Origin of the sequence: Sediminibacterium sp. (assembly GCF_019264485.1) — a bacterium.
GTDB lineage: Bacteria > Bacteroidota > Bacteroidia > Chitinophagales > Chitinophagaceae > Sediminibacterium.
Map to the genome: position 1 here is coordinate 56,507 of NZ_JAHVAA010000004.1, position 20,389 is coordinate 76,895.

Annotated in this window: 19 protein-coding genes; 2 read left to right on the forward strand and 17 right to left on the reverse strand. The window is 41.5% G+C overall.

Annotation, left to right across the window (positions count from 1 at the left end; genetic code table 11):
- Positions 1-18: 18 nt before the first annotated feature.
- The 10 genes from KXJ59_RS01720 to KXJ59_RS01765 all read right to left on the reverse strand — a co-directional run bounded on the left by KXJ59_RS01720 (position 19) and on the right by KXJ59_RS01765 (position 10,961).
- A complete protein-coding gene (locus tag KXJ59_RS01720; RefSeq protein ID WP_295200446.1) occupies positions 19-582 on the reverse strand; it encodes an NAD(P)H-dependent oxidoreductase in 564 nt (187 codons plus the stop codon).
- 318 nt (positions 583-900) lie between these two features.
- Positions 901-1,284: an OsmC family protein gene (locus tag KXJ59_RS01725; RefSeq protein ID WP_295200448.1), complete on the reverse strand. Its 384-nt coding sequence runs from the start codon at positions 1,282-1,284 to the stop codon at positions 901-903.
- A gap of 152 nt (positions 1,285-1,436) precedes the next feature.
- On the reverse strand, positions 1,437-1,964 hold the full coding sequence (locus KXJ59_RS01730) for a YceI family protein (protein WP_295200450.1): 528 nt from the start codon (positions 1,962-1,964) through the stop codon (positions 1,437-1,439).
- Between the two features lie 136 nt (positions 1,965-2,100).
- Entirely contained in the window at positions 2,101-2,973 is an 873-nt protein-coding gene (locus KXJ59_RS01735; protein WP_295200452.1) for a pirin family protein, read from the reverse strand.
- Position 2,974: 1 nt separating this feature from the next.
- Positions 2,975-3,694 (reverse strand): pirin family protein, encoded by a 720-nt coding sequence (locus KXJ59_RS01740; protein WP_295200454.1) that lies wholly within the window; start codon positions 3,692-3,694, stop codon positions 2,975-2,977.
- A gap of 51 nt (positions 3,695-3,745) precedes the next feature.
- Positions 3,746-4,219 carry a MarR family transcriptional regulator gene (locus tag KXJ59_RS01745; protein WP_295200456.1) on the reverse strand — a complete coding sequence of 158 codons (474 nt, stop codon included), beginning with the start codon at positions 4,217-4,219 and terminating at the stop codon, positions 3,746-3,748.
- 295 nt (positions 4,220-4,514) lie between these two features.
- The gene (locus KXJ59_RS01750) at positions 4,515-5,906 is read right to left on the reverse strand and encodes a peptidylprolyl isomerase (RefSeq protein WP_295200458.1); all 1,392 of its coding nucleotides are present in this window, start codon (positions 5,904-5,906) and stop codon (positions 4,515-4,517) included.
- 224 nt (positions 5,907-6,130) lie between these two features.
- Complete coding sequence (gene infB, locus KXJ59_RS01755) at positions 6,131-9,040, reverse strand: translation initiation factor IF-2 (RefSeq protein ID WP_295200460.1); 2,910 nt, start codon at positions 9,038-9,040, stop codon at positions 6,131-6,133.
- A gap of 131 nt (positions 9,041-9,171) precedes the next feature.
- A complete protein-coding gene (nusA, locus tag KXJ59_RS01760) occupies positions 9,172-10,422 on the reverse strand; it encodes a transcription termination factor NusA (protein WP_295200463.1) in 1,251 nt (416 codons plus the stop codon).
- A gap of 68 nt (positions 10,423-10,490) precedes the next feature.
- Positions 10,491-10,961 (reverse strand): ribosome maturation factor, encoded by a 471-nt coding sequence (locus tag KXJ59_RS01765; RefSeq protein WP_295200465.1) that lies wholly within the window; start codon positions 10,959-10,961, stop codon positions 10,491-10,493.
- A 175-nt stretch (positions 10,962-11,136) separates the two neighbouring features.
- Here KXJ59_RS01765 and KXJ59_RS01770 point away from each other — a divergent pair, with 175 nt between their 5' ends.
- The gene (locus tag KXJ59_RS01770) at positions 11,137-11,373 is read left to right on the forward strand and encodes a hypothetical protein (protein ID WP_295200466.1); all 237 of its coding nucleotides are present in this window, start codon (positions 11,137-11,139) and stop codon (positions 11,371-11,373) included.
- A 51-nt stretch (positions 11,374-11,424) separates the two neighbouring features.
- Here the strand turns inward: KXJ59_RS01770 and KXJ59_RS01775 are convergent, their stop codons facing one another.
- Entirely contained in the window at positions 11,425-12,039 is a 615-nt protein-coding gene (locus tag KXJ59_RS01775) for an HAD family phosphatase (RefSeq protein WP_295200468.1), read from the reverse strand.
- Positions 12,040-12,214: 175 nt separating this feature from the next.
- Here KXJ59_RS01775 and KXJ59_RS01780 point away from each other — a divergent pair, with 175 nt between their 5' ends.
- Positions 12,215-13,609: a DUF6055 domain-containing protein gene (locus KXJ59_RS01780; protein WP_295200470.1), complete on the forward strand. Its 1,395-nt coding sequence runs from the start codon at positions 12,215-12,217 to the stop codon at positions 13,607-13,609.
- Between the two features lie 102 nt (positions 13,610-13,711).
- On the opposite strand, the gene KXJ59_RS01785 is transcribed toward KXJ59_RS01780, so the two are convergent.
- The 6 genes from KXJ59_RS01785 to KXJ59_RS01810 all read right to left on the reverse strand — a co-directional run bounded on the left by KXJ59_RS01785 (position 13,712) and on the right by KXJ59_RS01810 (position 20,358).
- Positions 13,712-14,590, reverse strand: a complete 879-nt coding sequence (locus tag KXJ59_RS01785; RefSeq protein WP_295200471.1) for a PfkB family carbohydrate kinase — start codon at positions 14,588-14,590, stop codon at positions 13,712-13,714.
- Positions 14,591-14,661: 71 nt separating this feature from the next.
- Complete coding sequence (locus tag KXJ59_RS01790) at positions 14,662-15,117, reverse strand: hypothetical protein (protein ID WP_295200473.1); 456 nt, start codon at positions 15,115-15,117, stop codon at positions 14,662-14,664.
- A gap of 164 nt (positions 15,118-15,281) precedes the next feature.
- Entirely contained in the window at positions 15,282-16,394 is a 1,113-nt protein-coding gene (locus KXJ59_RS01795) for a family 43 glycosylhydrolase (protein WP_295200475.1), read from the reverse strand.
- 19 nt (positions 16,395-16,413) lie between these two features.
- Positions 16,414-17,784 (reverse strand): family 43 glycosylhydrolase, encoded by a 1,371-nt coding sequence (locus tag KXJ59_RS01800; protein WP_295200476.1) that lies wholly within the window; start codon positions 17,782-17,784, stop codon positions 16,414-16,416.
- 5 nt (positions 17,785-17,789) lie between these two features.
- A complete protein-coding gene (locus tag KXJ59_RS01805) occupies positions 17,790-19,391 on the reverse strand; it encodes a glycoside hydrolase 43 family protein (protein WP_295200478.1) in 1,602 nt (533 codons plus the stop codon).
- A gap of 10 nt (positions 19,392-19,401) precedes the next feature.
- Positions 19,402-20,358 carry a glycoside hydrolase family 43 protein gene (locus KXJ59_RS01810; RefSeq protein ID WP_295200479.1) on the reverse strand — a complete coding sequence of 319 codons (957 nt, stop codon included), beginning with the start codon at positions 20,356-20,358 and terminating at the stop codon, positions 19,402-19,404.
- Between the last annotated feature and the right edge of the window lie 31 nt (positions 20,359-20,389).

A 20,389-nucleotide genomic window follows, 5' to 3' on the forward strand; every position in this document is an offset into this window, starting at 1 on the left:
CCGCCACGTTTTATAAAGTTAATTGTAAGCCGTACTTAATTCCGGTCTAAGGGTTTCTGCCAACCAAAGGAACTCATTGGTAAACAGGTCGATAGACTTGCTAAAAGAACCATCTATCAATTCGCCGGCTTCATTGAATTTCTTATCTACAAAAGGTGTTACCAGCATATAGGGTGAGGTTATACCAAATAATGCCGGTACCAGCAGCAACAATTGCTGGCTGGCCCTCATGCCACCCATGGCTCCGGTTGATGCGGTAACCAGTCCGAATGGTTTATGACTCTGCTTGGGGAAATGATCCATCAGGTTCTGCAGGGCCGGTGAGTAACTGCCATTATACTCCGGTGTTACCAGGATAAACGCATCGGCTGCAAACATTCGTTCTGCCAGTGGTTTAAATTCTTCAGGTGTGGTTTCTATGGATGAAAATACTTTTTCAAGTAAGGGTAATTTCCAGTCGCGTACATCTATTATGTTTACCTGATGCTGTGTGGTGGCGGTCAGGTGTTTTTGTAAGAATAATGCCAATCGATGGGTTACACTATTTGTTCTGGGACTTCCAGCTATGATTTCTATGTTCATTTTTTGCAAGTTTGGGGGATGAGAGAGTCCATAGTCCATGGCCAATAGACCATAGTTCATTATCCTACGTTCTCTTATCCATGGTCTATGAACCATTGACTATGGACTAATAACAATAATCTTTCTCTTCTGTTCAGTATGCAATCTACTATACTATGCTGCTCAAGTGCCTGTTGCAGCTCATTTCTATAAGATTCTTCCGTTTATCGAAAATTCAACTCTCTCTCTCTGCGAAAACTCTGCTTACTCCTTTCTCTGCGGTGAACATTTGCGTAGGTTCACCGCAGAGAAAGGAGGTAACGGAGGTTTCGCAGGGATTTATTGGTTTATGGAGGTATTTATTTCAATACTTCCACTCAGGGTTTTGGAGACGGGACAGAGTTTGGCAATTTGTAGAAGCCTTTCTTTCTGTTCATCATCCAGATTGCCTTTGAATGTGATGTTGCGGGTGAAGACTGTTTTGCCTTCTACTCTTTCCAGGGTTACTTCTACCTCTACACCATCAAGGTTCCATTGTTTTCTATCTGCATACATCCGCAGGGTGATGGCAGTACAACTGGCCAGCGATGCTTCCAACAATTCATCGGGTGCCGGAGCTGTGTCCTGTCCATCTTTCTCCACCGGTTCATCCGCACCAAATAAATGCCTTCCGTTATCCAGTTGTACCCGGTATTTTGTTGTTGCAATGCTGGCCTTGGTCATACTGATTGATTTAGGTGAATGGTCAATGGTGAATCGTGAATGAATGGTCTATGTTCAGACTTACTATTATTCAATGTATTGCTATAAAGTTTTTGTTGGTCAGCGACCAACAAAGGCATCCTATTCACCATTGACCATTCACCATTCACGAATTATGCTTGCTTAATCATCTGAACGCCTAAATGCAGTTTCACTTCATCACTTACCACTACACCACCTGCTTCTGTTACAGCTCCCCAGCCCAGACCAAATTCTTTACGGTTAATTTTTCCGTTGATCTCGAAACCGGCTTTTGCCTGACCCCAGGGATCTACCATATTACCCCCAAATTCTACTGTGAGGTCTACTGTTTTCGTTACATCACGGATGGTTAAATCGCCGGTGAGGGTGTATTCATCATCCGATTTTTTGGTAAAGTTTTTTGATACGAATGTAAGTTTAGGGAATTTTTCTGCAGCAAAGAAATCATCACTTTTCAAATGACCATCACGCTGTTCGTTGTTGGTGCTTACACTGTTTACGTCTGCTTCAAAAGAAATTTTTGCATCGCTGAAATCAGCGGCTTCGCTTTCCATGGTTGCATCGAACTGGGTAAAGCTTCCGGTTACGTTGGTAATCATTAAGTGTTTTACCTTGAAGGTAATTTCGCTGTGTGCTGCGTCGATTTTGTAAGTTGCCATTGTGTTTGTTTTTTAGTTTATAGTCCATAGCCAATAGACCATGGTGTTTGTTTAAATTTTTTGTTTTCTCACTCTTGTTGGTCGCCGACCAACAAGGGCCTCAGGGTTTTACTCACTACTGACTACTCACTACTCACTATTCCTCTATCAACACGCCCATTTTCCCCAACTGATAATCACGGAAAGCTTCCATGAGTTCGGTTTGGTTGTTCATGACGAAGGGGCCATGCGATGCTAGCGGTTCGTTGAGTGGTTCTCCTGTTCCTATGAATACGATACTGTCTTCAAGCGCTTCTAATTCAAATCCTGTACCATCGTTGTTAAATACGGCTACATATTTTCCATCTACTTCTCCGTCACCGGTTACATTCAGTTTTCCCTGCAGCACATAAATAAATGCATTGTGCGTAGCAGGAATATTGAAAAAGAATTTTCCTCCTTTTGTAAATGTGGCTGTGAATGTATTTACAGCTGATAAGGTATTGATCGGACCTTTCACTGTATTCAATTCACCGGCAATGATGTTTACCTGTACCAAACCATCTTCGCTTTTTACAACAGGTGTATTTTCTGCAGTAAGTGGTTGGTAAACCGGTGCATCCATTTTATGTTTGGCAGGTGTGTTTACCCAGAGTTGAATAAGCTCCTGGCGTCCGCCTATTTCATGAATATCAGCGGGTGGTCTTTCGCTGTGAATAACACCCATACCTGCATTCATCCATTGCGTACCTCCGGCATACACCACATTATCATTTCCCCTGCTGTCGCGGTGATGTACACCTCCTTTGAAAATAAAACTCACGGGAGAAAAACCACGGTGTGGATGCGGACCTACGCCTGCATGTTTTACATCGATATGTACAGGTACTTTAATATCGGCATGGTGCAGCAACAAAAATGGATCAATGCTTTCAGCTTTCTGAGATGGAAAGGGTTGCCTGATGGGCATTCCTCCCATATCCATGGGTGTTGCGTATAATATACTTTTAATGGTTCTGTTCGTTTTCATCTTATGCCTCCTTTACTTTCATCGGAACATCAATCAATAATATTTCTGCTGCAGTATCGGCTTTAATATTCAGCGTATCTGTTTCACTAATTCCTAAACCGTCTCTTATATTCAGTTGTTGACCGTTAATGGTTACATCTCCGCTGATGACGAAAACATATACTCCGTTTTCTTTTCTTTTTACTGTGTAGGTTTTTTCAATACCCGCTTCCAGATTTGCAAGTGAGAACCATGCATCCTGATTAATCCAAACTGCATTATCATCATCTGGTGCTACCACTGTTAATACTTCGTTCAACCTGTTCTCTGGTTTGAACGATTTTTGCTGATAGCGGGGTTCTATATTTTGTTCTTTTGGAAATACCCATATCTGCAAGAATTTAACTTCTTTATCGCTGTTGGCATTGGTTTCGCTATGTGCAATTCCACTGCCGGCACTCATGATCTGTACATCATGTTGACGAATAATTTCATCTCTTCCGGTAGTGTCTTGGTGATGCAGATCGCCAGACAATGGAATAGAAACAATTTCCATATTGTCGTGCGGGTGTTTTGAGAAACCCATACCACCTTTTACGGTATCGTCGTTGAGTACGCGCAGTGCTCCAAAATGAACACGATCGGGATGATAATAATGCCCAAAACTGAATGTATGATAACTGTTGAGCCAGCCGTGGTTGGCATGACCCCTTGTTGCTGCTTTGTGTAATATCGTTTTCATATGCTTTTCAATTTACAATACATGTATATACATGTATTAGTTTAAAAAAAATCAACTTTCGTTTTCCCGTACTTTTTCAAGTAGTTCATTAATGCTGGAAGCATCTTCCTCGCTGATCGTCATGATTTCATCGTAAATGGCATTGAGTGCTTTTGTACTGGCTTCGAGTACTGCTACACCGCTTTGGGTAAGTGAAATAACCGTTTCACGTTTGTCGGCCTCAGATGTAGCACGCTTTACGAGTTTCTTGATCTCCAGCCTGTCAATGATCCTGGGAACGTTCGAGCTTTTTTCAATCATGCGGCAGGCTATATCCTTTACGCACATCAGTTCCGGGTGTTTTCCCTTTAATATGCGCAGCACATTGTACTGCTCATGTGTTAACCCAAACTCTTTCAATTCCCTGCTCATTACTGTCTTCAGCCACCAGGCCGTGTACAGTATATTCAATCCTGCCTTCTGCACTTCACTTTTGAATTTTGTACTTTGTATGGCTTGTTCCAGTTTCACTATGCAAATATACATGTATATACATTTAATTTCCAAATTAATTTTTCTTTCCCTTCAAATAACTATTAATCAGCAAGTTATAGAGGTAATAATATCCTAAAAAATACATGTACATATGAAAAAAGGAATGCAGATCGATAATGATCTGCATTCCTATACTATCAAATCCAATATTTTTCCTGTTTCTTTTTCGCCGGACTAAAGTCCAGCGCCGGGATTTTATGTTTTAGCTCCTAAGCAGCAGTAAAGAATGAATACAGATTGTTTAGATTGGAAATTCGATATTTCTCTGTTTCTTATTCCTTATTTCTTAGTTCTTTCTGGCTTTATCTGCTTTGTCAGCAGCGGCTTTCCAGATTTTAATGCTATCGCAGCTGGTAAAATCTTTATCGATAGATACAAAGTAGGTTGGGATATGCTCTTTGAACCATTTTTCGAGTGCTTCATTCTTTTTGCTCTCCAGCGCACGCTGTGCAATACGATTATAATCGTCCATCAGGTTTTCACGATGTGGTTCTGTTCTGCGTTTCAGGTAAAGCAAACGAACAGCTTTACGACTGCGCTCATCGGTGTACACCTGTGGTGCTGAGAACTCACCGGGTTTCAGGTCTTTCAATGCCACCACCATGTCTTTATCCAACATATCAATACTCAGGAAAATATTACCATCCTGACCGGAGGTAATAGCGCCGGCGTTGAATTTACTGTTCTCATCTTCACTATACTTATTTACAGCTTCGCCAAAACCAATGGTTCCTGCTTTTAATTGCTTACGAACAGAATCGAGTTTAGCTACTGCTTCTTTTACTTCATCATCAGTTACGGGTGGTATACGCAGAATGTGACGCACCACTGCTTCATCACCCGAACGCGACATCAACTGTATAATATGCAAACCGAATTTCGATTTGATCACCTGTGATACCTGGTTCTCTTTTAAACGGAATGATGCAGAAAGAAAAGCTGGATCCCAGTTGCGGTCGTTCCTGTTCAGGTTGTATTGCCCACCCGCATCTTTACTTCCCGGATCCTCAGAATATAATTTTACCAGTGCTTCAAATTTCTGTGCACCACTTTCTATCTGGCGTTTGTAATCATACATCTGCTTCGATACATATTCTTCCACATCGCGGTTGGCTTTGGGTATGATAACGATCTGACTCAGTTCCACTTCACTTTCATAAAATGGTAAACTGTCTTTGGGTATTTTATTATAAAATGCTTTTACTTCTGTGGGTGTAATTTTTACCGTTTCGATGATCTTGGTCTGCATCTGCTCTGCCATCTTCTGTTCACGCAGTGCTATCCTGAAATCTTCTTTCAGCTGATAAACGGTTTTACCGGCAATTTCTTCGAGGATATCTTTTGAACCATACTGCTGAATGGCAGCACGGATACGGTTATCGATGGTAGCATCAATTTCTTCTTCTGTTACCGTCAGTGAATCTTTTTCAGCCTGCAATATGAGTGCTTTCTGAATCAGTTGTCCTTCCAGCACCTGGCATTCGGTTGGGATGATTACATTTTCCTGTCCCTGGTACTGGCGTTTCATATCAGATATGGCATTCAATATATCTGAACGAAGGATGATCCTGTCGCCTACCTGCCCAACAATTTTATCGGCTACCACTTTTTTGGTTTGTGCCATCACCGATACCATTCCGGCACCAAGTATAACAATTATCAGAATTACCTTTTTCATGCTTATTCTATGAACGTCAAATTTAGTTAATCGGGGCTTGTTTCCCAGATTGGGGGTTGGTTTTAACAAAAAGCTACAAGTTGCAAGTTTCAAGCCACAGGCTACGAATTGAATAAGAGTATGTCTATTATGAGATAAAAGGGAATGAACTCCATTGCTTAAATAGTATTCATTCCCTTCTACTAACTTGAAACTTGTGGCTTGTAGCTTGAAGCTTTATAACTCTATAAAGTTCTCTTCACTTCCTCTTCCTCAAATGCTTCCACGATATCTCCTACTTTCAGGTCGTTGAAGTTTTTGATGGTCAGACCGCATTCCATATTCGATGCTACATCTTTTACATCGTCTTTGAAACGTTTCAGGCTGCCCAGTTCTGCTGCCTGTCCTTCACCTTTCGGATATTCAACGATACCATCGCGGATAATACGGATCTTACTGTTCCGGCTGATTTTTCCTTCGAGTACAAAACATCCGGCAACGGTGGCTTTATCAAATTTGTATACTTCGCGTACTTCCACATTGGCGGTAATCTTCTCCTGTATTTTAGGCTCCAGCATCCCCTCCATCGCGCTTTTGATTTCATCGATGGCGGTGTAGATGATTGAGTACAGTTTAATTTCCACGCCTTCTGTTTCAGACAACCTGTTGGCCTGCATGGATGGTCGTACGTTAAAGCCTATGATGATGGCATCCGATGCGGTTGCCAGCAATACATCACTTTCAGAAATCTGACCCACACCTTTATGTACCACGCGTACCGCAATTTCTTCGGTTGATAATTTCTGTAAAGAATCGCTCAGGGCTTCTACCGAACCATCCACATCGCCCTTGATAATGATATTGAGTTCTTTAAAGTTACCCAATGCCAGTCGGCGACCAATCTCGTCAAGTGTAATATGTTTTCTTGCACGCAGTCCCTGTTCACGTAATATCTGTGCACGTTTGGTCGCTGTTTCTTTTGCTTCGGCTTCATCTTCAAATACTTTGAATTTCTCACCGGCTTGTGGTGCTCCGTTCAGACCCAGTATAACAACAGGGGTAGATGGTGGCGCCACTTCAATGCGCTGGTTACGTTCATTGAACATGGCTTTTACACGTCCGTAGTGCTGACCGGAAACAATCAGGTCGCCCTGACGCAAGGTTCCGTTCTGTACCAGGATGGTAGCCACATAACCACGTCCTTTATCGAGTGATGCTTCAATGATGGTACCTGAAGCTTCTCTGTCTGGATTGGCTTTCAGGTCGAGCAGTTCAGCTTCCAGCAATACTTTTTCGAGGAGCAGATCAACATTTAATCCCTGCTTGGCCGATAGTTCCTGGTTCTGGAACTTACCTCCCCATGCTTCTACCAGGATATTCATCTGTGATAACTGCTCATATATTTTCTGCGGATTGGCTCCGTCTTTATCGATCTTGTTTACCGCAAAAATCATCGGCACACTGGCAGCCTGTGAGTGGCTGATGGCTTCTCGTGTTTGTGGCATCACTGCATCATCTGCAGCTACTACAATGATGGATATATCTGTCACTTTTGCACCACGTGCACGCATGGCCGTAAATGCTTCGTGACCCGGTGTATCAAGGAATGTGATGGCTTTACCTGTAGGTAGTGTTACCTCATAGGCACCGATGTGCTGGGTAATACCTCCCGCTTCACCCGCTACCACATTGGCATTACGGATATAGTCGAGTAAGGATGTTTTACCATGATCCACGTGACCCATGATGGTTACAATTGGTGGTCTTGGAACCAGGTCTTCTTCACTGTCTTCATCCTGTTCATCATCAAACTCATCTGTTTCATCAACACCAATGAATTCTACTTCAAACCCATATTCACTTGCTACCAGTTCAATTACTTCTGCATCTAAACGCTGGTTGATGGATACCATGATGCCCAGGTTCATACACTTTCCGATTACATCGGCAAAGCTTACATCCATGAGGTTGGCCAACTCACTTACGGTAACAAATTCTGTTACCTGCAGTTTATTGTCTTCACCCATTTCATTACCCATTGCTTCTGCAGCTTCATCGCGCTTGGCTCTTCTGTATTTGGCTTTCAGGCTTTTTCCGCGACCTCCTGTTCCGGCCAGTTTGGCCTGTGTTTCGCGTATTTTTTCCTGAATTGCTTTCTGATCAATTTCTTTGTCTTCAACAGGTCCGCCGCCTCTTCTGTTTCTATCGCGGTTACCGCCGCCACCGCCAGTTCTGTTTCCTCCACCCTGGTTACGGTTGAATCCACCACCGCCACCACCCTGGTTATTCCTGTTATTGGCAGGAACAATCGGACGATTCGGTCCGCTTACCGGACGTCCATCCGGACCAACTTGTGGAGGGGGAGGTGTACCACCTTCTTTTTTGTCAACAGGAATACGTTTACGCTTGCGCTTCTCGTCTCTTGCTGCAGGTTTGGGTCGGGTATCGCTGTTTACGGGTAATTCAATTTTACCAAGGATCTTGGGGCCTTCCAGTTTTTCTGCCCTGATATTTTCAATCACAGGCGGTGCATCTATTTCCTCAGGAGCTGCGGGAACAACCGGTGCCGGTGGTTCCGGAACAACAGCCGGGGCAGGTTCTGCTTTTTTGGCTTTTGGTGCAGGTGCAGGAGTTTCAGCAGGGGCTTCTTCTTTTTTCTTAGACGCTTTTTTAGGACGTGTAGAAGAGTCGATAGTAGACAGATCGATTTTGTTGATCACTTTCGGTGCCTCAATTTCGGGCGCTTCTGCTTTTACTACTTCTGCCGGTGCTGCTTTTACCTCTATCTCAGGTGCGGGCTCTGCAGGCTTGGCTTCTACTACAAGTTCTGCTTTTACTTCGGGTTTTGGCTCTTCTTTTGGCGGAGCTTTTTTCTCTTCTTTTTTTACAAAAGAAATTTCTTCCTCATCTTTTTTCTTCTTTGCTTCTGCCTGAGCGGCTTTAGGTATTTCTACCTGATCGGCCTTGTTTTTGGCTACCTTATCTCCCTGGAACTCTGCCTGTAGGGCATAGTATTGGTCTTCCGAAAGCTTGGCGGTAGGCTTCAGGTCATCTTTAGTAAATCCTTTCTTCACCAAAAAGTCAATCAGGGTATCCTGACCAATATTAAACTCTTTGGCGGCTGCTAACAGTCTTGGTAATTTCAGTTCTGACATTCAAAGTTTTTTGGTCCATGGTCCATAGTGATTGGCCCATGGACTATGGACCATCGTCCATGGACAATTATCTGGTAGCTAATCTGTAGGATTTTCTTTTCCCCGGACAAATATAGCTTCTTAATAGCTGCTTATTCCTCTCTGTCGAATTCTTCCTGTAAGATTCTTCTTACTTCTTCGATGGTTTCTTTTTCCAGATCGGTTCTTCTTTCCAGTTCTTCTGCTGTCAGGTTCAGGATGCTGCGGGCTGTGTCGCAACCGATGCGTTTGAATTCATCAATTACCCATGGCTCGATCTCATCACTAAATTCATCCAGGTCTATATCAAATTCATCCACCACTTCTTCATCTTCCCTGAACACATCAATTTCATAACCGGTAAGTTCACATGCCAGTTTGATGTTTACCCCGCGGCGTCCGATGGCCAGTGAAACCTGGTCGGCTTTGAGGTATACTTCTGCATGTTTCTTATCATTGTCCAGTTCCATATAGCTGATTTTAGCCGGCGTTAAGGAACGCTGGATCAATAACTGGATATTGGTAGTGAAATTGATTACATCAATATTTTCATTCTTCAGTTCGCGAACGATACCGTGTATACGGCTTCCTTTCATACCCACGCAGGCACCAACAGGATCAATACGATCGTCGTAAGATTCTACGGCTACTTTTGCGCGCTCTCCCGGATCGCGTACAATTTTCTTGATGGCAATAAGACCATCGAAAATTTCAGGCACTTCAATCTCCAGAAGTTTAGCCAGGAATGTAGGACTGGTTCTTGAAAGGATGATAACCGGTGTATTATTTTTCAGGTCTACACGTTCTACCACAGCACGGATATTTTCTCCTTTTTTGAAGTAGTCCTGTGGAATCTGTTCAGATTTTGGCAGGATCAGTTCATTGCCTTCTTCATCCAGGAGTAATACCTCTTTTTTCCATACCTGGTAAACTTCAGCGCTGATAATTTCGCCGATACGATCACCATATTTTTTAATCAGTACATTCTTTTTCAGGTCGCTGATACGGCTTGCCAGTGTTTGTTTGGCGGCGAGGATGGCGCGACGGCCAAAGTCAACCATATCAACCTCTTCATAGAGTTCTTCCCCTACTTCAAAGTCGGGTTCTATTTTTACTGCATCTGTATAACCTACTTCTGCCAGTGGATCAATTACCTCTCCATCTTCTACAATCATTCTTCGGCGAATAATTTCCAGGTCACCTTTCTCTGCGTTTACGATTACATCGAAATTTTCATCGCTGCCATATTTCTTACGGAGCAGGGTTTTGAATACGTCTTCCACCACTTTCATCATCGTGGGACGATCGATATTTTCTGCGTCTTTAAATTCCTGGAACGCTTCAATGAGGTTGATACTAGCCATGTCTTTAGTTTTAGAAATTCAGAAGACAAGCTTCAAGCTTCAGGCTTCAAGCTACAAGTCTTACAGAATCAGAATTTGATTTGAACTGTTGTTGATTTTATATGATTGAATGGAATAACCAGTTGTTGTGTTACTGCTTTTTTACCTTTGCCTTCCGTATGTTCTACTATGATATCGGCTTCGGTTACTTCGAGCAGTTTCCCTTCCTTTTTGGTGCCATCCAGAAACAAGACTTCAATAAAACGGCCAATATTCTTTTTATACTGGCGATACAATTTCAAAGGTTCATCTAAACCCGGTGATGATACTTCCAGCGAAAATTCACCTTCCGGATACATCCCTGTTTCTTCTATGAGCTTGTAGAGTTTCCTGTTAAAGGATACACATTTCTCAATGGCGAGCCCCTCATCACCATCCAAAAACACTTTAATATTACTGGTGGGTTTAATGCGTACCGATACCAGGAAATAGGCTGTTTCGTCAGCCAGCATTGCTGTAATCAGCCCTTCGATCCTTGAAATTTCTGTTTCTGTTGACATATTTAAATAGAAGAAGGGAACGCTTCCGTTCCCTTCTATTGTTCTTTTCCAAGTGCAAATGTAGGGTAAAACAGGCTTATGTTCCAAATTTCTTCCCACCCCTGCTCTTCCTGTTCCGGACTTAAGTCCGGAGCAGGAAGAGCAGGGAGAAGGGAGAATGTTTTATTTTTGTGTGATGAAAATTATTTTATGGGGTCTGCTTATATACTTATTGTACAACCTGATTTTCAAGGTAGTGGTACCGGCCAGTAAAATCGCCTCACAGATGAAGGATAAAGTACGTGAAATGCAGCAGCAACAGGAAGAAGCCCGCAAAAAATTTGAGCAACAACAGCAATACCAGCAACAGGCTCAAAAAGCCACAGAAGTAAGGAAAGACGAGGATTATATTGATTTTGAGGAGATAAAGTAGTGAGTAGTGAGTAGTCAATAGTGAGTCGGTAGTCTTATTGTCTAACCACTATTACAACCCCAGCTCCTGTAATACCATTCCAGGCTCGAGCCAGAGCGTTTGCAGACCGGCCTCTTTGGCTCCGTTAATATTTTTAAAAGTGTCATCTATAAAAAGGGTTTCTCCCGGAAGAAGGTTTTCCAGCTCCATAATTTTTGTGTAGGATGCCGCATAGGGTTTCCGCAGCCCCAGCTCATGCGAATAATAGGCCCTGCGGAAATACTGATTGAAGTTTTTTCCTTCAAATGTATCTTCAAACATTTTCATAAAGCATTGATAATGAATGATATTAGTATTTGAATAGAGATAAACCGGGTATTTTCTTCCGATTGCCTCCAACCATTCCAGCCTGTTTGGCGGGAAATCGAGCAATAAGGCATTCCAGGCTTTTTCAATGGCTTCATCAGCCAGTGATGTTCCGGTTTCTGCCCTGAAACGGTTATAAAAAGTTTTCGGATCAATCCTTCCTGTTTCCAGGTCCTCAAAGAGGGTATTGGAGAACTGCTGGTTGAAGCGCTGATCAAAATCGGTGATACCCAAATCAATAAATGCTTTTTCTGTTAGCTGGTAATTGATATCGAGAAAAACACCACCAAGATCGAAGAGTATATTTTTGATGCTGGTCATGTTACAAAGCTACCACATGGTTTTTAAGTGTCAGTTTTCTTCAAGTCAATTAACCAAGTTCATACATATTTTAACCAAGAAGCTGGTTTCATAAAACGCGAAAGTCTTAAACAGTAAATTCATCTTCAGTACCGGAATGAGCTCATCTGACATTCACTTTCAAAACAAGCCAACCATGTTAAGCAAGCAATTACTGAAAACATTTTACCTGTTATTATTACCCGCCTGCGTATGGGCACAGGGTGGTAATAATACGCCTCCTCCCGAACCTTTTGCACGCATTAAAAAACCGGGTGAAAAAGAATTGTATATCCCCGGTAAAGTATTCCGCATTCCAGATAACAATAATTATAACAGCGATACCAGTGAGTTTAGTTATTCGAGAATGGTAGAGTCAAAAAATATTGTAGTCTTCTGGTCAAAAGAATTTGGTCAGGACCCGATGACTAATCCTGTTGAAACAAAACGTTTCAATGTACAGGATGCTGTAAAAGAGCTGGAGCGTTTTTATGATTTTTATGTAAACAAACTTAAACTGGTGGTAAAAGGAAAATCAAATACCGATCAGTATAAAATGATTCTTTATGTTATTGGCGGCAGTGGTGCCACAGCATTTGGAGGTGGTACAGAAAACAAGATTGGTTTATTGTGGACACCTGCAGCACGTATGAGTAAAGCACCTTATGGTGCGTTGGCGCATGAACTCGGACATTCCTTTCAATACATGATTCGCGCCGATAATGGCCGCGGACCCGGCGGACCAATTTCTGAAATGTCGGCCCAATATATGTTGTGGCAGGTGTACCCGGAATGGATGACTTTTGAAAATTATCACCTCAAAGATTTTATGAAGAAAACGCATTTTGCTTTTCTGCATCCTACCAATATGTATCATTCACCTTATGTATTTGAATACTGGTCGAATAACCGTGGTATTGAATTTTTTGGTGAGTTTTCCCGAGCCACTTTAACTGGTGAAGATCCGGTAACCACTTATAAACGTATCACCAATCTTTCACAGGAACAATTCAATGATGAAATGTTTGATGCATCGCGTCGTTTCATTACGTGGGACATGAAACGTATTGAGCAGGTAGCCAAACCTTATGCCAATCAACATTTCACTGTGATGAGAACAGCTGCAGATGGATGGTTCAGAATTGATAGTGCCAATTGTCCACAGAACTACGGTTACAATGGTATACAATTAAAAGTACCGGAAGCCGGTACAACCCTTACACTCGAGTTTAAAGGATTAGCAGGTACTACCGGATACAATGCTGTTAAAACCGATAAAGCAGGATGGCGTTATGGTTTTGTAGCTTATCAGAGAAATGGTAAACGTGTATATGGTGATGTGGGAAAAGAGGCAAATGGAACTTTGAAATTTAAAGTGCCCAAAGACACAGAATTTCTCTGGTTAACAGTGATGGGTGCCCCAACAGAACACTGGCCCATTCCCGGCAGACCAAGAAACCCGACTCCCAATGCAGCTCCTGTTCTCGAAGAACAGTGGCCCTATCAAATTAAGTTAACAGGAACCGGTTTGGTAGATTCCATTATCAAATAATCAATCCTCTGCGAAATTCTCCGTGCCCTCATCTTCTCTGCGGTAAATTTACTCGAATGTTCACCGCAGAGAAAGAAGTTAACAGAGGTTTCGCAGAGTCGTTTACAGGATATCATTTGCTGTTATTACTTTTTGGATTGCTGCTTCTGTATCGTTGAATGGTCCGGAAGCGGCAATTTTTATAGCGGCCATGGCGGCGCCAAATGCGCCTGCATAAGCAATGTCTGCTTCTTTCAAACGTTGATACAGGTAGCCTGCCATATAAGTATCGCCACAGCCTGTTGCATCTTTTGTAATGGTTGGTTTGTAGGCTGGTATTTTATACAACTTTTTTCCATCATAGATCAATGATCCTTTACTGCCTGATGTAATGACTACTTCTTTTACACCCCAGTCGAATAATCTTTTTGCAGCCGTTTCCATCTTTGTATCACCCGTTAATGTCTCTGCCTCTGTTTCGCTGGCTTTAAGGATGGATATATAGGGCAGTGCTTTTTGTTTGTCGTTCCAGTCTGTGGGTATTACTGATTCGTTTTTCACTTCCCGCAAATACCCCTGTACATCCAATGATACTGTTGCATTTTTTGCAAGGTGTTGAATCAGGTCTATTGAGATATCGTTTGCCAGTAGCGGACCAAGATGAATGTATTTCGACCGAACATTCTGGAGTTCTTGTATCTGAAAAGGATCTGCTTTATGTAATACTTTTTGTATCCTGTTATCACTTTTATCAGGGTAGATATTCTCAAAATAAACAGTATGTGTACTGGCCAAAACAGTTGTTTCAATGCCTGCATTTTTCAGTTCATCCACAAATACATCATCTTCTTTTGCCAGTGCAGTTATTAAATGATAATGGACAGGCAATGATTTAACAGCATGCGAAAAATAAAATGAAGTTCCACCGGCCATATGTACGGTATGGTCGGGTGTTACAATTTTATCATGTGTGAGATGGCCTATGCAACAGAGATCGTACATAAAGTTGAAATACTTCGATCAACAAGATACTAAGTAGCCTGTAAATGGAGAACTCTTACACGTTCTGACAATTAACGCGCCATCTCAAAAACATATGCCCTGATACGCAATAGTATAGCATGTATTTTTTTTACCATCTCCTCCCCTGTTGCTGTAAACTTAATAAGAGCAATGCGGTCATCCTCTGGAGTATTAAAAAAAATATACTTATTGGTGGTTATACTGCCCACTGCTTCCGGAACAAATTCAACCCCTGCATCATTATCTCTTATTCTTCCTCTTTTCAACTTAAAAAGATTAAACCTGAAACCCGATTGATCTCTATCCAGCAGTGCTGTATTACCATTCAGCGAAACCGATAGCTTGTATTGAATACGACCATCCGGACTTGTTTTTAGCAAATGGTTTACGCTATCTACCATTTGCTGTAAATATTTATCCGGCTGTTCCTGCGCATTTGCAGAATGGGTTGTTGTTATAAAAAACAACATGAACAGAAAACTGATAAGGGCTCCTGTGAATTTCATACATGTATACTTCTTGTACTGAATGTACGCATAATATATTATTTGCGGACCCCGCATTCCTTAACGGATAGTAAAAACAAAACTGCTTTAACAATTTTCGTAACAGAAAATTGAAAAAATAGTTAGTGTCTTATTATTTCACCTATTACCTGATCGTATTGTAGTTAGTATTTTATTATTTGCTCAGTCCATGTTGGTCCCTTTATATAAAATCTTCCATCTTTATAATACACCGGTTCAAAACCCATTTGCGGTGTTTTCTCCCAGGGTAAAAATGTCTGGCTGTATGGGTATGGCCTTTTTTCATACATAAAATAGTGACAGGAGCTCCAGAGTTGTCCATCCGGACCAATAAATAATGCATTATGACCTGTTTCCTGATAGGGATCTTCGGTATCCTGAAATTGAAGATGTGCATAGCCTCCACCTTTTGCCAGTTCGGGGCGATATCCCTTTTTGCGTGTGCCGAATATGGGTTCTCGTGATACAAGTTCCCAGGGTCCCAATGGCGATTTAGATTTTAGTAATCCTACTTCATAGCCTCTTGTCCAGGTTGAGAAGAACATAAAATAAGTGCCCTCTTTTTTAATCACAAAAGGTCCTTCTATTCCTCCGACCATCCATTCAGGATAGCCGGGTTGTTTTTTATCCAGAAATTTTTCAATCGGGGTTGTCAGCTTGCCTGATTTCAAATCAATCTTTGCCTGAAATAATCCATTGCCGCTGCAATAGAGATAGGTTTGTCCGTCTTCATCCTCAAACAAAGTGGCATCGTTATTATACTGCGGAGTAAGCGGTCCATTCACCAGTTTATATGGACCTGTTACCTGATCAGATGAAAATAACCAAACACTATGTGTCTTCATTCCTTTAGGATCTTCTGCTGTTACTTTCCCACTGTTAACAATGAGCCAGTATTTATTTTGAATGAAATGTATTTCAGGTGCCCAGAACCGTCCGTTATAAGGGCAGTCTGGCGGTAATGTAGCAGCATCGATCAGAAAGGAATGTTGTTTCCAGTTAATGAGATCTTCAGAGACCAATAAGCGGACACCGGGATTTGGCCCCGTCCATACAGGTTCCGATGTTCCTACACAGTACCATTTATTGTTTGCCTTGATAATAAAATGATCGCGCATTGAAATAGCTGAGTCGCGCGTAATGGGGTTGGTGTACCTGAATTCACGCCCGGGTACTGCTGCTGTCTGTGCAAATGCTTCAATATTCAACAGCATTATTGTTACCAAAACAAACTGCAACATGGTTTTCTTTTTCATAAACATTACTGATTTTATTTTATTCAAACCGAATCCAGTCAATTTCAAGTGCCTTACCTTCTTTGAGTACCATGAAAAGGTTTTGAACACCACTTGTTTTTTTAATATCGTCTGACCCGACAATCATCCACTGGTTTGTTTTGCGGATGATTACTGTGCTGAGTAAAGGCCCTGTTGTGCTACCCGTTCTTATTTCAATGGTACCATCCTGTTCTGCCAGCATTTTGAATATCACTTTTTTAATGGGTTGGCTACCAAAATCAACGGTATTGTACTGCACCCATGCACCCGGTTCTCTGAATTGGGTCTTCCATCCTTTAAATGTATCTGCAGTATCCAGAAATGCTATTGAAGCCCGCTCGTCAATTTTACTATACCTGTCAATCTGAATTTCAGTTCTTGCATTTGTTACACCTGCTCCTCTTAAAGTAGGTATTACTTTCTGAATAGTACCATCAGCATTAAAAGATAAACTATCTAACCTTACTGATCTGGCTTTATCAAATTTGGGTGAGTAATCGTTGTGGTGATAAAAAAGGTACCACTGTTTTTTATACTGAATAATCGAATGATGATTGGTCCAGCAGCCTGTGGGTGATTCATCCATGATAACACCTGTAACTTTAAAAGGTCCCATCGGGTTATCGCCAATCGCATATTCCAGCCGCTCTGTTTTATTTTCTACATGTGGATAGGTTAAATAGTAAATACCATTTCTTTCAAATACAAAGGGCCCTTCTTTCAATCCTTTTGTTGGCAAATTGGGAATGGTTACTACTTCTGATGCCAGCTCTTTCATATTGTCTTTCAGTTTTGCCACATAAATATTTCCCTGCGACCAGTAGAGGTATGCCTGTCCATCTTTGTCAATAAATATATTCGGATCTATTCCCTTTACCCCTTTTATGGGTTCAGGCTCCGGAATAAATGGCCCTGCAGGATTGTCCGATACCGCCACACCAATACCAAAACTTCTGCCATACAGCGTTGTATCTTTAGGGAGTGTGGGGAAATAGAAATAATATTTTCCATTACGTTCAATACAATCGGGTGCCCACATACTATAACCTGTTGGATTGGCCCATGGTACTTTAGTCTGGCTCACAATCATTCCATGATCGGTCCAGTCAGTAAGATTGGCTGAAGAAAAAACATGATAATCTTCCATGCAAAACCAGCCAACCCTTCCTTTACCGGGTTGTGCAAGAATATCATGTGAGGGATATACATATACCCGGTCGCCAAAAACCCTTGCAGTAGGATCGGCTGTAAACTGATTACGTATAAAAGGATTTTGTGAAAAAGCATGTTTAGACAAAACTGTAACCAAAAAAATCAACAGCAATACACCTGGGTGTTTCACAGCTATTATTTTATGTAAATTTTTCATTTCGGTCATTTGTTTATTGATGAAATAGTATCGGTAATATGAAAGAAATCGAAATCAGCAGTACCACCTGTAATTTTTGTGGCATAGTTGAACAGAGCAAAACGATACCCTATAAACTGTGGAATGGTATAAGCCATTTTAAGTTGTGTTCCGATAGCCGTCCATGTTTTACCATCCAGACTATAGAAGAAATGGGCAATGTCTTTTTTGTTAGTGAAATTGCACTCCGCTTTCAGATATACTGTTGACTGCGTTAATGGTATTCTTACTTCTTCTACCGGTTTACCTGAACTGCCATTGATCATTACAAGTTCTTTCCGGTTGCCGTTTACCTGTACACCCAATTGTCCGAAGTTTTTTTGTAACAAACCAAGTCCTGCAAAATCACCCTCTTTCATATTACTTATGTCAAGCGATGTTGCACCTGTACAAACCGGACCAATGGTTCTTTGAGTAAGTGAATTACGGGCGAGTAAAAAGCTCGTATCTATTCTCCCTGTTTTCAAACGCAGATAACCCTTTCTTTCTGTTACAGACCATAAATTATTATCGGGATTATGATTCCACTGCCATGCTAATGGCAAAGCTGGTTCTCCTTTTTTTTGTGTAAACTCATCTGATGCCACTATACCCGGTATCAGTCCCTTACCTGCAGGCAGATCGAGCGTTGCCGGCACTTTACCTTCTACTCCTAACACCGGCCATCCGTCTTTCCATTCAACGGGTACGAGGTATGGAATACGTCCTACAGCACCATAATCGCGAAAAAGATATGAATACCATCTTCCATCAGGCATATCAATTAAACCTCCCTGTGCCACACCCAAATCCTGTAATGCCAGCTTGCCTTCCCATGGTCCGGTTAATTTATCTGCTCTATGTATTACCACTGTTCGCATTCCACCACGTGGCCAGGTGATATTAAACAGATAATATTTACCCTTTACTTTGAACAGTTGCGAGCCTTCACCCAAACCGCTGTTACCAACTGACTGACTTGGTGCTGTTACATCTTCAATAACTACCTGGTTAATCCCTCCCTCTTTTATGCCAGTAAGATCATCTTTTAATTCAACCAATATGAGTTTACGGTTGCTATAAAGCATATACACTTTCCCATCATCATCAAAAAACAATGAATGATCGTGCAGACTGGGTTTGAATGACCATGATTTCCATGGACCTTTTTCAATATTTTTTGTGGAATAGATATGAGTTCTACCGGTTGTTTGTGCAAATGTGGTTACATAAAATATTCCTTTATGGTAGCGGATACTACTTGCCCATGAACCTCTTCCATAAGTGCTTTTACCATTGGTAAGATTCAACTCATCTATACTGGCCAGCGTATCATAGGCATAACCAATCATTTTCCAGTTTACAAGGTCTGTTGATTTCATGATGGGTACCCCCGGACTCATGTGCATGGTGGTACTACTCATGTAGTATGCATTCCCAACTCTGATCATAGAAGCATCAGGAACATCGGCAAATATGATTGGGTTTATTGCTTTGTCAGACTGTGCTGATAGTTGATTACTACAATTCAACACGATCAGTAACTGTATAAACAAAACTTTAGGTATTATCGTATATTTTACCGGCATGATCTGTTGTTTATTTTGATACAGGTTTAACACCTTCTTTTGTTTGAATAATTTTTTGAATCGTACCATCTTCATTATAGTACATATAATCTACGCAAACAGAACGCCTGTAACTGCCGCCAGTAGGTAGTGTGCCATTATGGTAAAAGAAATAAGATTTCCCTTTGTAATCTATGATACCCGGATGTGTGGTAAAACTGTTAGGAACGTTCTCCTGAATAATGCCCTGATAATTCCACGGACCTGTTGGACTGTTTGCAGTAGCATATTCAATCATTTCGGGTTTGGTTCCTCTGCCTGCATATACCAGGTAATACAATCCTTTACGTTTATATAACCATGGTCCTTCAATAAAATTTTTTACATCCACTACGGTAATCAGTCCTTCGGTTTCAATCATGTTTTCTTTTAGTTTCACCCATTTACAACTACCGTTACCCCAATACAGGTATGCCTGTTTATCGTCATCAATAAATACAGTTGGGTCTATATCATCCCAGGCATGTGGTTTGTCTTTGGTCATTTCATTCGTAATTAATGCTTTACCAATAGCGTCTTTGAACGGACCTGTAGGACGATCGGAAACCGCTACACCGATAGCAGCTCCACCATTGCTATTACTGTCTTTTTTATGAAATGTAGAAACAAACCAATAGAACTTACCATTTCGTTCGATGCATTGTGCCGCATAGGCATCACCCGTTGCCCATGAAAATGTATGCGGAGAAAGCAAGCTGCCATGATCCTTCCAGTTCACCATATCTGTGGTTGAAAATAAACGCCAGTCGGGCATTTTATAGTTGGTGGCTGTTACAGATGCAGTATCCTGACCCGTGTACAGAAACAATGTGTCTCTGTAAACAATAGGTGAAGGATCGGCGGTAAATATGTGTTTAATGATTGGGTTTTGCGCGAAAGACACAAAACCAATCACTACTGAAATACTGGTGAGAATAATCTTTTTCATTGTTTTAAATTCAGGATGAATAAAGGGCGAT